This is a genomic window from uncultured Maricaulis sp. (assembly GCF_905480005.1).
Classification (GTDB): domain Bacteria; phylum Pseudomonadota; class Alphaproteobacteria; order Caulobacterales; family Maricaulaceae; genus Maricaulis.
The window spans coordinates 1-11547 of sequence record NZ_CAJQOO010000084.1 but is presented as its reverse complement, the minus strand read 5'-3'; the positions used below and the strand labels follow the sequence as shown (position 1 = coordinate 11547).

Below are 11547 nucleotides of genomic sequence, written 5' to 3'. Positions count from 1 at the left end.
CAACCAGGCCGTGGTCAAGATCAAGGCCGAGCTCAAGGAACGCCTCGCCTGGATGGAGAAGGAAGGCCAGTTGCTGGAAGCCCAGCGCCTGCAACAGCGCACCGAATTCGACCTGGAAATGCTCGGCGCCACCGGCTCCTGTGCCGGCATCGAGAATTATTCCCGCTATCTGACCGGTCGCAAGCCGGGCGAGCCGCCGCCCACACTCTTCGAATACATTCCCGAAGACGCGCTCGTCTTCGCCGATGAGAGCCATGTCTCCATCCCGCAGCTCGGCGCCATGTACAAGGGCGATTACAGCCGCAAGAAGACGCTGGCCGATCACGGCTTCCGCCTGCCCTCCTGCCTCGATAACCGCCCGCTCAAATTCGAGGAGTGGGACGCCATGCGGCCGCAGACCATCTCGGTCTCGGCGACGCCGGGCCAGTGGGAGCTGAACCAGACTGGCGGCGTGTTTACCGAGCAGGTCATCCGCCCGACCGGCCTCATCGACCCGCCGGTCGAGATCCGCCCCGTTGCCGCCGATGGCGCCAGCCAGGTCGATGACGTGATCGACGAGGCCCGCGCCACGGCCGAGAAAGGCTTCCGCACCCTGGTCACCACGCTGACCAAGCGCATGGCCGAAGATCTCAGCGAATACATGCACGAGCAGGGCATCAAGGTCCGCTACATGCATTCCGACGTCGACACGGTCGAACGCATCGAGCTGATCCGCGATCTGCGCCTGGGCGTCTATGACGTGCTGATCGGCATCAGCCTGTTGCGCGAGGGTCTGGACATTCCCGAATGCGGCCTCGTCGCCATTCTCGATGCCGACAAGGAAGGCTTCCTCAGATCCGAGACCAGCCTGGTCCAGACCATCGGCCGCGCCGCCCGCAACGCCGAGTCAAAAGTCATCCTCTATGCCGACCGCATCACCGGCTCGATGCAACGCGCCATGGACGAAACCGGCCGCCGCCGCACCAAACAGATCGCCCACAACGAAGAACACGGCATCACCCCGACGACCATCACGCGAGGGATCAGCGACATCCTGGAAGAAGTGATGGAAAGCCAGGCCAAGGGCCGCGGCGTCGCGGCGAAGGGCCGGAAGAAGGGCGATGGCCGGCCGAAGGGCCTGCGCGAGGCGGATCAGGCGGCGTTTGTGGCGGGGGATAATGTGGTCGCCGTGATTGCGGACCTGGAGAAGCGGATGCGTGAAGCTGCGGCTGATCTGGAGTTTGAGGAAGCGGCGAGGCTGCGGGATGAGATTTTGGCGTTGCGGGGGGAGTGACCCTCACCTCCCAAATACCCAGTAGCCCCCCAACCACCGTCATCCCACGGGGGCCGCGCAGCGGGCATCCGGGGGACCTCGGCTCGCCGGGTTGATCGCTTGAGCGAGGCGGCGGAGGCAGAACCACCGGCAGGGTGGCTGAGGTCCCCCGGATCGCGGCTTTGCCGCGACCGTGGGATGACGGTGGGAGATGGGGCAGTGGGTACTCGCCCTTGATGGGCGAGGTGGCTGGACGCGTCAGCGGCCAGACGGAGTGGGTGATGGGCGGCCAGTGACGGAACGCTGCGCGTTTCACCCGATCCGACCCGCCGCTCCGCGCCGGCCCACCTTCCCCATCAAGGGGAAGGACCTGGTGACGGCATTCCCTCGCCTCGCTTCACACCCTAACTCTCCGTCATCCCCCGGATCGCGACTTTGTCGCGACCGTGGGATGACGGTGGGGAAAGGAGGGGCTTCGCCTAGCCCGGGAACAGCCACACGCCGATCTCGCGCACGCCATCGCCGTCGCGCAGGAGGCAATTCGCGCTTTCCATGCCCTGGATGTAGCAGGCCATGTCGAGGCCCTGGGTGCGCAGGGCGTCGATGTCGGCCTGGGTGAGGCCTTCGGCGGGGTAGAAGGGGAATTCGGCGGTGTCGCTTGGCAGGTGGATGGTGTTGTCGAGCTGGGTGAAGGCGGTCAGCCATTCGTCCAGGCTGGCGGCCAGCTGGCCCGGCTCGGCCCAGGCGAGGACCATGACCTCGTCGGTGGGATAGTGGCCCTCATGCTGGATGGTGCCGGCCTCATCGACCACGGTGAGCGTGGCCCGAATGCGGCCACCGGCCTCGCACGTCGTGACCGCCCGGGCGGTCAGCCCGCTGTCCGGATCGCCGCCCCAATGCGCCGTCGCGGTGAGATCGCAGTCGGCGGAGGCCGCCGGCGCCTCGCCCTTCTGGGCCAAAGCCGGGCTGGCGAGGACGGCCAAGGCGGCGAGGCTGACGAAAAGCGTATGTCTGGTCGATATCATGATCTGTCCCCTGTCTGGTCGCCAAAGGCTAGCGGGGCGAAGATGACTGGATAATGACCCAGATGGGTGATGGGTGGGGGTATCTCGCCGCCGAAAGTCGCGCACCGCGCGCAATGATCCATACATTCCTTGTCAGCCAGCCGGCCGTATCCGGTTTTCCAGCTCAAGGGTGAAACCGCGACGCGGCCGCCTTGCGGCCCTTGACCTGGAAATCCGGATACGGCGAGGTCCCGGCAAGGGATGTATGGATGGGTTTGCGCGGATGCGCCCTTCCGGACGCCGTTTATCCCCGCCGTGCGCCCATTTCCTTCTCCCTTGGGAGAAGGTGCGCGTAGCGCGGATGAGGGGGAAAACTCCTGCTGGCACCGGGGTTTACCCCTCACCCTGGCCCTCTCCCGAGGGAGAGGGAAAATGCGCTCCGGCGAAAAATCCAGAAAACTTATCCTCACCCCATTTGACCCGTGGGAGACTGCCCTTGGTTTTCGGGACGGGAGGCACGAGCTCAGTCACTTGTGCCCGGGAACTTGCGGAGCCTGTCCGCACATCGGGGATGACATCCCGAAGTTCCGGCAGGGCGTGCGACCAGGTCGCGGGGCACTAAACGACCGACCCCATCTACCTGACGCATTGGAATCGGGGTGGAGACAGCCCGGGAAAACTCCGTGTGCGGGATGCCTGTTGAAGCGACCGTATGAAAATCAGCGCTTTATCGGCTTGGGCCGGTATCCCGCACCCTCCTCCTGCCCAAACCGCCAGGCGCCGCGCCGTGGCGCTGTCAGTGCTTGCCGGGGTGCGGGTGGGGCGCCTATCCTGAGCGCTTAACCTGCGAGGCAAGATGCGTCTCTTTTTGATCTTCTGTGCTGGCCTGTTCCTGAGCGCGCCTGCGCTCGCCCAGCCGGCATCGCCGGACCCGGCGCCCTTTCTCGAGCGCTGCGAGGCCGGCGAAGGCTTTGCCTGTAGTTATGCGCACGGACTGATGCAGCGGGCCGACCGGAGTTACTGGCTGACCGATGAGGCGGTGGCGCTGATGATGCGCAGCTGCAGTCTCGGCTCGGATGGGGCGTGCTGGCTGTTCGAGCGGATCAATGAGCCCAATCCCTATGATGATGTCCGCTATGATCGCGAGCGCTATTTGCCGGTGGTGCGGGCGGGCTGTGCGAACCGGAGTTCGATGGCGTGCTGGCAGGCGGCCGGTCTGCTGGAGACGGGCAGTGAGACGGACCGGCTGGAAGGGCTCGAACTGGCCCGCCGGTCCTGTGAGCGCGGCTTCAATGACGGGTGTGCCCGTCAGGCGGATATTCTCGCCGCGCTCGGTCGCGATCCCCTGCCAGCCCAGCGCGAGGCCTGCTATGGCAATCGCCCGGGCCGGATGCGCAAGCAGGATGATTGCGCCGCGGTCTGTGCGGCCGATGACGCGACGGCCTGTTTCGAGCTCGCCCTGATGTTCGAGCGCGGCCGCGACGGCGCCCAGACCATGCGCCGTGATGCAGACCAGGCGCGGACGCTGTTCGCGCGCGCCTGCAACCGCTAGGGCGCGATTATCAGTCCTTTCCAGCCGATCACCACCAGCCAGTGGATCAGCACGGCGGGCCAGATTGATCCGCCTGCCCGGTAGGCGATCGTACAGGCAAGGCCGAGCATGGCGGTGATGGCGAGGAAGCCGGGCTCCAGAAAGATAGCCTGTGCCATTGGCAGGCCGAGCCAGACCTGGACCGGGTGCCAGAGCACGAAGGCGGCGATGGCGAGCGCGGCCCGAATCCGGCCCGTGCGGCCACCCAGTCCGACCCTGAAAATCAGCTCCTCGGTCAGGCCCGGAATGATGAAGGCGGCTGCTGCTACCGCTAACAACCCCGCCGGGTCATCCGTCACTGCAAAGGTGAACAGGGCTTCAACTTTGTTGATTGTGAGCGTTGCGACGACAAAAGCGGCAAGGATTAGAAGGGATTGCCCCCAGGTGGCCAATCCCGGCCATGTCCGGACCGCGCGTTTCGCATCTGCGAAAAAACTTGACGCTGTGCCGCATAATTCGATCATGCGCGCCAGACTAAGACAGAATAATCCCAGAGGAGAGATCAAATGAGTGCTGTGGACGATCCCATCGTCATCGTCGGCATGGCCCGCACCCCGATGGGTGGCCTGCTCGGTGAACTTGCACCCTTGTCCGCCAATGAACTCGGCGCGGTTGCCGTCAAGGCGGCGATGGAAGAAGCCGGTATTGCCGGTGATGACATCGACCAGATCCTGATGGGCAATGTGCTCATGGCCGGCCAGGGCCAGGCCCCGGGTCGCCAGGCGGCGATCAAGGCGGGCCTGCCCAAATCGGTCGAAGCCACGACGCTCAACAAGATGTGCGGTTCGGGCATGCAGGCGGCCATCATGGGTCGCGCCTCGATCGCAGCGGGCGATGCCGAGATCATCATTGCCGGCGGCATGGAGTCGATGACCAATGCCCCGCACATGCTGCCCACGCATCGCGGCGGTTTCAAATATGGCCACGACACCATCAAGGACCACATGGCCCAGGATGGTCTTGAAGACGCCTTTGAAAAGAAGCCGATGGGCGGCTATGCCGACATGATTGCGGAGGAGCACCAATTCACCCGCGAGCAGCAGGACGCCTACGCCCTGGAAACCCTGGCCCGCGCCCAGCGCGCCACCGAAGAGGGTGATTTCAAGCGCGAGATCACGCCGGTCACGATCAAGACCCGCAAGGGCGAGACCGTCGTCGATACCGATGAGCTGCCGCGCAAGGCGATGCCGGAGAAAATTCCCTCCCTGCGTCCGGCCTTCTCCAAGGACGGCACGGTGACGGCAGCCAATGCCTCGGCGATCTCCGATGGCGCTGCGGCCCTGATCCTGATGCGCCTGTCAGAGGCAGAGCGCCGTGGTTTGACGCCGATTGCAAAGATCGTCGCCACCGCCGCCCACGCCCACGAACCGGCCTATTTCACCACCGCTCCGGTGCCCGCCATGCGCAAGGTTGTCGAGCGTGCCGGCTGGCAGATCGGCGATGTCGATCTGTGGGAAATCAACGAGGCCTTCGCGGTCGTGCCGATGATCGCGATGAAGGAGCTGGGCATTTCTCACGACATCATCAACGTCAATGGCGGCGCCTGTGCCCTGGGTCACCCGATCGGTGCGTCCGGTGCCCGCATCATGGTCACCCTGCTCGCCGCGATGGAAAAGCACGGCAAGACCAAGGGTGTTGCCTCGCTCTGCATCGGTGGCGGTGAAGCCACGGCGGTGGCCGTCGAGCGTTTCGACTAGGCGAAAACCCCCGCACACTCACACGAAGAAGGGCGCGGCCGATGGCTGCGCCCTTTTTTGATGGAACAAACCACTCATCAAGGGAGCGCGGTTCACGGTAACCAAGCATTCGCCGCCTTCATTCCGGCGCACATTGCGTGAGCGACGGTGGCAGGCTGCAGGTTTCCGCAGCTCAACTGCTCGCCGCGACCCAGCCGGTCAGGGCGGCGATGGGCAGGAAGGCGAGCCAGGCCGGGTGCCGGGCCCGGCTCAGGACGAGGGCTGCCACGCCGCTCACGGCGAAGACAGCGCTGATGATCCACAGCAGCGGGGCATGATCCGGAAGCGGGGCCCGATGGATGACGACCAGCATGGCCGCAATTCCCCACCAGGTCAGCGTCGTGATGTGCCAGGCGGTGCGGATCAGGGCGCGCCCATACCAGGGCCCGTGACCCAGGCCGGGCAGGTCAGGCCTCGCCAGCAATGGACGGACCAGGCGGATCTCTCCGGCGATGGAGTGAAACAGGCCGACGAGGATGGTCAGCATGGCGGCGACAATCAGCATGGATACGCTCCGCTCAGACGGGATTGGCAAGGGCGGAGGCGACGCCCAGACCGCCGGTCAGCGCAAACAGGCTGGTCGAGGGCAGGCGCAGGGGCGCCATGCCGGCCTTGATAGCGATCGCGGCGCTCAGGCCTGCCAGGCAGAGTGCCAGCGGGCCGAACAGGAGCGGGAAGGCGGCATAGCGCGCGTCGAGTGCGGTTGCTGCAAAGGCGATGGCCATCGCCGCGAGCAGGACTGTGGTGATGTGCCAGCAATAATAGTTCAGCCATTTGCTGGCCGGCGGAAGATGGGTGTCTGCCAGCAGCGGCCGGGCAACGACACGGCCGCCAGCAAAGGTATGAACGGCGAAGGTCACAAGGGCGCTCAGGCTTGCCAGGGCGGCGAGAATGGTCATGATCGATCCGTACTGAAATTTATGTTCTAGAAAAAATGTTCTATTATGGGTCGACCGTCAAGCTTTCTCGATGAAACTGTCTTCGCGGCTGTGGCCAACTGCCTGGTCGAGCAGGGCGAAGTGCGTCTGCAAGCCGTCACAGCTACGGCCCGCGTTTCGACCGGGTCGATCTATCACCGTTTCGGTTCCCGCGAAGGGTTGATGGCCGCCGCCTGGCTGGACGCTGTCGGCGCATTCCAGGACCGGTTTCTTGCGGCGCTGGAAGCCCCCGCGACCTCGCCAGGGCTCGCCGCAGCGCTGGTCACGCCGGCCTTCTGTCGCGATGAGGTGGCCCGGGCCCTGATCCTGACCACGGGGCGGCGTTCGGAAATGATGTCCGACAAGGCGCCACCGGACATGCGCGCCCGGCTCGACCAGCTTAATGGGAGGAGCCGGGCCGGCCTGGAAACTTTCGCCCGGGAACAGGGCCTGCCGATAGAGCGGGTTCGCCTGGCGCTGATCGGCATCCCGCTGGGGGCTGTCAGGCTTTACCTGCCCGACAAGGCAGTGCCGGAGAGCGTGGATGGTGATATCGGAACGGCCGTCGCGCCCTTGCTGTCGGCGCGCTGACGCCGCCGGCTCATGCTGCACTGGCGAAATCCGGGGTGTTCTCAGCCGTCGATATGCCCGAGCGGCAGGCCGCGGCCTTCCTTGACATTGCGGATCTGGACCGAGGTGCGGAAGTCGCCGACCACGTCCAGCGGGATCATTTTTTCGGACATGAATTCGTTATAGGCGTCGATGTCCGGGGTCACGACCTTGAGCAGGTAGTCATAGGGGCCGGTCATGGTGCAGGCCTCGGTGATTTCCGGGAAGGTCTGGATGGCCTTTTCGAACTTCTCGTAATTGGCCTTGCGCGCCGGCTGGATCTTCACTTCCAGATAGGCAGTGAACATCAGGCCGATCATGCGCCGGTCGAGCTGGATCGAGCGGCGTTTGATGATGCCCTCGGTCTCGAGTCGGCGGATGCGTCGCCAGCAGGGCGAAGGCGTCAGGCCGACGATTTCGGCAATGTCGGCGACGGATCGACCCGCATCGACTTGCAGGGCCTCGAGAATGCGCACATCAATCGTGTCCAGGGTGACGGTCATTATTTCCTCAAATCATGATTTCGAGAGAAAATAATTCAACTTTCCGCACTTGCGAACCCCGAAATGGCACCGCATTGCTATGCTGGACAAGACCAGCTCTTCCGCGCTAGACGCCGGTCGCGTTTCCGTATCATCGCGGGAACCCCATATAGGCACGTCCTGCCGAAGTTTTCAGCGAGAGCCCATGGCACACACTGAACCCCGCTTCCACGTTCCCGCGCCGCATGTGCGTCCCGGAGACACGCCTGATTTTTCCCATATCGCCATCCCGCCCGCCGGGGAGGCCAAGCGGCCTGCAACCGATGTGGCCGGTATGGAGACCCGCGATCTGGCCCTCGGCCTGGTCCGCGTCCTCGATCACAATCACCAGGCAGTGGGTGAATGGGATCCCAAGCTGGACCCGGATGTCCTGCGCGAGGGATTGCGTCACATGGTGCTGACGCGGGTCTTTGATGACCGCATGCTGAAGCTGCAGCGTCAGGGCAAGATGAGCTTCTACATGAAGTCGACGGGCGAAGAGGCCGTCTCTGTCGCCGGCGCCATGGCGATGCAGAATTCCGACATGGTTTTCCCGTCCTATCGCCAGCAGGGCATCCTGTTTGCCCGCGGCCGGGACATTGTCGACATGATGTGCCACTGCATTTCCAACTCCCGCGACAATCTCAAGGGTCGCCAGCTGCCGGTCCACTATGCCTGGGCCGAGGGCAAGTTCTTCTCGATCTCGGGTAATCTCGCGACCCAGCTGCCGCAGGCAGTCGGCTATGCCATGGCCTGTGAATATCGCGGTGATGGCGAGATTGCCGCGACCTGGATCGGCGATGGCTCGACCGCCGAGGGCGATTTCCACGGCGCCCTCGTTCTGGCCTCGACCTATCGGGCGCCGGTGATCGTCAATGTGGTCAATAACCAGTGGGCGATCTCGACCTTCCAGGGCATTGCGGCCGGTGAAGCACCGACCTTTGCCTACAAGGGCATGGGCTATGGCCTGGCGTCCTTGCGTATTGACGGCAATGACTTCCTCGCCGTCTACGCGGCGACCCAATGGGCTGCCGAGCGCGCCCGTGCCGGACATGGCGCGACCGTGATTGAGCACTTCACCTACCGCGCCGATGCCCATTCCACCTCGGATGACCCGTCCGGCTATCGCCCCAAGGGCGAGAATGAGATCTGGCCGCTGGGTGATCCGGTCGAACGGCTCAAACAGCACCTGATCGGTCTGGGTGAATGGGATGAGGAGCGCCATGCCGCGCTCGAGAAAGACCTCAATGAAATGGTGATCGCGTCCTACAAGGAAGCCGAGACCCACGGCACGCTGCATGACGGGCCGTTGTCGCCGGTCGAGTCGATCTTCGAGGATGTCTATGCCGAACCGGACTGGCGCCTGCGTCGCCAGCGCCAGGACCTGGGAGTCTAGATCATGGCCAAGATGAACATGATCCAGGCCCTCAATTCCGGCCTGGACAACATGATGGAACGCGATCCGGACGTGATCAGCTTCGGCGAGGATGCCGGCTATTTCGGTGGCGTCTTCCGGGTCACCGCCAATCTGCAGACGAAATACGGTCTCGACCGCTCCTTCGACGCGCCGATCAATGAAGCGGCCATCATGGGCATGGCGATAGGCATGGCGGCAAAGGGCTTGAAGCCCGTCGCCGAGATCCAGTTCGCCGACTATATCTTCCCGGGCCTGGACCAGATCGTCTCGGAAATGTCCCGCCTGCGCTACCGCTCGGCCGGTCAGTTCACCGCCCCGGTCGTGGTCCGCTCGCCCTGTGGCGGCGGCATCCGTGGTGGTCAGACCCATTCGATGAGCCCGGAAGCCTTTTTCACCCAGGTGCCGGGTGTCCAGGTGGTGATGCCGTCCAACCCCTATGATGCCAAGGGCCTGCTGATTGCCGCGATCGAGAGCCCGGACCCGGTCATCTTCTTCGAACCCAAACGCCTGTATAATGGTCCGTTCGAGGGCCATTCCGGGGGCGCGCTGTCGTCCTGGGGCAAGCATCCCAAGGGTGAGGTGCCGGAAGATTATTACAGCCTTCCGATCGGCAAGGCGGAAGTCGTGCGGGAAGGTTCGGCGATCACCATCGTCACCTATGGCACGCTGGTTCTGGTTGCCCAGGCGGCAGCCGAGAAGGCCGGTATCGATGCCGAAGTGATCGATCTGAAGACCCTGGTTCCCTATGATCTCGAGACGATTGCCCGTTCGGTCAACAAGACCGGTCGCTGTATCGTCGCCCAGGAAGCCCCGCGCACATCGGGCTTTGCGGCCGAGCTGGCCGCCCAGGTGCAGGAAGAATGCTTCTATGCACTCGAGGCACCGATCCAGCGCGTGACCGGTTGGGATACGCCCTATCCGCACGCCCATGAATGGGCTTATTTCCCGGGGCCCGACCGTTTCATCAATGCCATGAACGCCGTTCTGGAGGCCTGATCGATGAGCGAATACCGTTACAAGATGCCCGATGTCGGCGAAGGGATCGTCGAGGCGGAAATCGTCGAATGGCACGTCAAGGAAGGCGACAGTGTCACCGAGGACCAGCATGTCCTGGACGTGATGACGGACAAGGCCACGGTTGAGATCCCCTGCGCCGTCAATGGCACGGTGACCAAGCTGGTTGGCGCGCCGGGCGATGTAATCGCCGTCGGCACCGAGATCATGTTCATTGCTGTCGACGGGGCGGCTCCGGCCGAGGATGCGGCCCCGGCTGAGGATGCCAAGCCGGCCGAACCGGCCAAGCCCGCAGCGCCGAAAGCCGCCGAGCCGGTCGCCGCCAGCGAGGCGCCGTCGATCGCCAGCCGTACGGGCGGTGAACGCCCTCTGGCCAGCCCGGCCGTGCGCAAGCGTGCCCTGGAAGCCGATATCGATCTGGCCAATGTGCCGGGCACCGGCCCGGCTGGTCGGATCACGCATGACGATCTGGACGATTTCATCAAGTCCGGCGGCCGTCTCGTGGCCCGCTCGGGCTCGGGCAGTTCATCGGTCCGCGCGCCGCGCACCGGCATCACCGAGGAGAAGGTGATCGGCCTGCGCCGTCGCATCTCCGACAATATGTCCCACGCCCAGCGTACCATTCCGGACATTGCCTATGTCGAGGAAATCGACGTCACGGCGCTGGAAGAATTGCGGGCCCACCTCAATGCGACCAGGTCGGATGACCAGGCCAAGCTGACCTTCATCCCCTTCCTGGTCATGGCGCTGACCAGGGCGCTGCCAAACACGCCCCAGGCCAATGCCCATTTTGATGGCGAGGCCATGCTTCTGACCAAGCATGATGCCGTGCATTGCGGGGTCGCTGCTGCGACGCCGAACGGTCTCATGGTGCCGGTCATCAAGCATGCCGAGAGTCTCGATATCTGGCAGATCGCGGCCGAGCTGCGGCGTCTGGCCGGCGCTGCCAAGGACGGCAAGGCGACCAAGGACGAGCTGACCGGTTCGACCATCACCATCACCTCGCTGGGGGCGATCGGTGGCCTGGTCACCACGCCCATTCTCAACGCGCCGGAAACCGCCATTATCGGCGTCAACAAGATGCAGACCCTGCCGCGCTATAATGCCGAGGGCCTGGTCGTGCCGCGCAAGCTGATGAACCTCTCCAGCTGCTTCGATCACCGCATCGTTGATGGCTATGAGGCCGCCATGCTGATCCAGGCCGTGAAGGGCTATCTGGAAAACCCGGCGACGCTGTTCATGTAAGCTGGCAGAGCTTGCATGAATCGGATTCTCGCTCACCGTTCATGGCGGGAGGGGCGCTGATGCGTGTGCTGAGCTTGATCTTTCGTGGATTTGGAATCCTGTTCGCCTTGACCGGCTGCCTGCTCCTTGGCTGGTTCCACCTCGCGGTGACGGCCATGGGCAATGCGATAGATGGCGGAACCGAATTCTCGCAGCATCTGCCGTTTCTGGCTGTCTACGTCGTGGTGATCCTGATTGGAGG

Annotated in this window: 13 protein-coding genes; 8 read left to right on the top strand and 5 right to left on the bottom strand. The window is 64.1% G+C overall.

The window, feature by feature from the left end; translation table 11 throughout:
• A partial coding sequence (locus QZ266_RS08325; RefSeq protein ID WP_295693840.1) for a helicase-related protein occupies positions 1-1273 on the top strand: 1273 nt, incomplete at its 5' end.
• Positions 1274-1731: 458 nt separating this feature from the next.
• On the opposite strand, the gene QZ266_RS08320 is transcribed toward QZ266_RS08325, so the two are convergent.
• The gene (locus QZ266_RS08320; protein ID WP_295693837.1) at positions 1732-2277 is read right to left on the bottom strand and encodes a hypothetical protein; all 546 of its coding nucleotides are present in this window, start codon (positions 2275-2277) and stop codon (positions 1732-1734) included.
• A gap of 835 nt (positions 2278-3112) precedes the next feature.
• Here QZ266_RS08320 and QZ266_RS08315 point away from each other — a divergent pair.
• Positions 3113-3808 (top strand): hypothetical protein, encoded by a 696-nt coding sequence (locus tag QZ266_RS08315; RefSeq protein WP_295693834.1) that lies wholly within the window; start codon positions 3113-3115, stop codon positions 3806-3808.
• On the opposite strand, the gene QZ266_RS08310 is transcribed toward QZ266_RS08315, so the two are convergent.
• Positions 3805-4125, bottom strand: a complete 321-nt coding sequence (locus QZ266_RS08310) for a CPBP family glutamic-type intramembrane protease (RefSeq protein WP_295693831.1) — start codon at positions 4123-4125, stop codon at positions 3805-3807. The genes QZ266_RS08315 and QZ266_RS08310 overlap by 4 nt on opposite strands.
• Before the next feature lie 228 nt (positions 4126-4353).
• Here QZ266_RS08310 and QZ266_RS08305 point away from each other — a divergent pair, with 228 nt between their 5' ends.
• A complete protein-coding gene (locus QZ266_RS08305) occupies positions 4354-5544 on the top strand; it encodes a thiolase family protein (protein WP_295693829.1) in 1191 nt (396 codons plus the stop codon).
• 172 nt (positions 5545-5716) lie between these two features.
• Here QZ266_RS08305 and QZ266_RS08300 read toward each other — a convergent pair whose 3' ends face one another.
• Together QZ266_RS08300 and QZ266_RS08295 are read right to left on the bottom strand one after the other, a co-directional pair.
• Entirely contained in the window at positions 5717-6088 is a 372-nt protein-coding gene (locus QZ266_RS08300; protein WP_295693826.1) for a hypothetical protein, read from the bottom strand.
• Positions 6089-6101: 13 nt separating this feature from the next.
• Complete coding sequence (locus QZ266_RS08295; RefSeq protein WP_295693824.1) at positions 6102-6482, bottom strand: hypothetical protein; 381 nt, start codon at positions 6480-6482, stop codon at positions 6102-6104.
• Positions 6483-6527: 45 nt separating this feature from the next.
• On the opposite strand from QZ266_RS08295, the gene QZ266_RS08290 reads away from it, so the two are divergent.
• Entirely contained in the window at positions 6528-7091 is a 564-nt protein-coding gene (locus tag QZ266_RS08290) for a TetR/AcrR family transcriptional regulator (protein WP_295693821.1), read from the top strand.
• A gap of 41 nt (positions 7092-7132) precedes the next feature.
• Here QZ266_RS08290 and QZ266_RS08285 read toward each other — a convergent pair whose 3' ends face one another.
• Complete coding sequence (locus tag QZ266_RS08285) at positions 7133-7612, bottom strand: Lrp/AsnC family transcriptional regulator (RefSeq protein WP_295693819.1); 480 nt, start codon at positions 7610-7612, stop codon at positions 7133-7135.
• 184 nt (positions 7613-7796) lie between these two features.
• Between QZ266_RS08285 and QZ266_RS08280 the strand changes: the two genes are divergently transcribed.
• The 4 genes from QZ266_RS08280 to QZ266_RS08265 all read left to right on the top strand — a co-directional run.
• The gene (locus QZ266_RS08280) at positions 7797-9026 is read left to right on the top strand and encodes a 3-methyl-2-oxobutanoate dehydrogenase (2-methylpropanoyl-transferring) subunit alpha (protein ID WP_295693817.1); all 1230 of its coding nucleotides are present in this window, start codon (positions 7797-7799) and stop codon (positions 9024-9026) included.
• A 3-nt stretch (positions 9027-9029) separates the two neighbouring features.
• On the top strand, positions 9030-10043 hold the full coding sequence (locus QZ266_RS08275; protein ID WP_295693814.1) for an alpha-ketoacid dehydrogenase subunit beta: 1014 nt from the start codon (positions 9030-9032) through the stop codon (positions 10041-10043).
• A gap of 3 nt (positions 10044-10046) precedes the next feature.
• Complete coding sequence (locus QZ266_RS08270; protein WP_295693812.1) at positions 10047-11306, top strand: dihydrolipoamide acetyltransferase family protein; 1260 nt, start codon at positions 10047-10049, stop codon at positions 11304-11306.
• Between the two features lie 59 nt (positions 11307-11365).
• The coding region (locus QZ266_RS08265; RefSeq protein ID WP_295693809.1) for a hypothetical protein at positions 11366-11547 on the top strand (182 nt) is incomplete at its 3' end.

Excerpts from the sequence above, each read along its gene's own strand:
- QZ266_RS08320 (WP_295693837.1), bottom strand. The coding sequence starts at position 2,277 with ATGATATCGACCAGACATACGCTTTTCGTCAGCCTCGCCGCCTTGGCC.
- QZ266_RS08315 (WP_295693834.1), top strand. The coding sequence starts at position 3,113 with ATGCGTCTCTTTTTGATCTTCTGTGCTGGCCTGTTCCTGAGCGCGCCT.
- QZ266_RS08305 (WP_295693829.1), top strand. The coding sequence starts at position 4,354 with ATGAGTGCTGTGGACGATCCCATCGTCATCGTCGGCATGGCCCGCACC.
- QZ266_RS08300 (WP_295693826.1), bottom strand. The coding sequence starts at position 6,088 with ATGCTGATTGTCGCCGCCATGCTGACCATCCTCGTCGGCCTGTTTCAC.
- QZ266_RS08295 (WP_295693824.1), bottom strand. The coding sequence starts at position 6,482 with ATGACCATTCTCGCCGCCCTGGCAAGCCTGAGCGCCCTTGTGACCTTC.
- QZ266_RS08290 (WP_295693821.1), top strand. The coding sequence starts at position 6,528 with ATGGGTCGACCGTCAAGCTTTCTCGATGAAACTGTCTTCGCGGCTGTG.
- QZ266_RS08285 (WP_295693819.1), bottom strand. The coding sequence starts at position 7,612 with ATGACCGTCACCCTGGACACGATTGATGTGCGCATTCTCGAGGCCCTG.
- QZ266_RS08280 (WP_295693817.1), top strand. The coding sequence starts at position 7,797 with ATGGCACACACTGAACCCCGCTTCCACGTTCCCGCGCCGCATGTGCGT.
- QZ266_RS08275 (WP_295693814.1), top strand. The coding sequence starts at position 9,030 with ATGGCCAAGATGAACATGATCCAGGCCCTCAATTCCGGCCTGGACAAC.
- QZ266_RS08270 (WP_295693812.1), top strand. The coding sequence starts at position 10,047 with ATGAGCGAATACCGTTACAAGATGCCCGATGTCGGCGAAGGGATCGTC.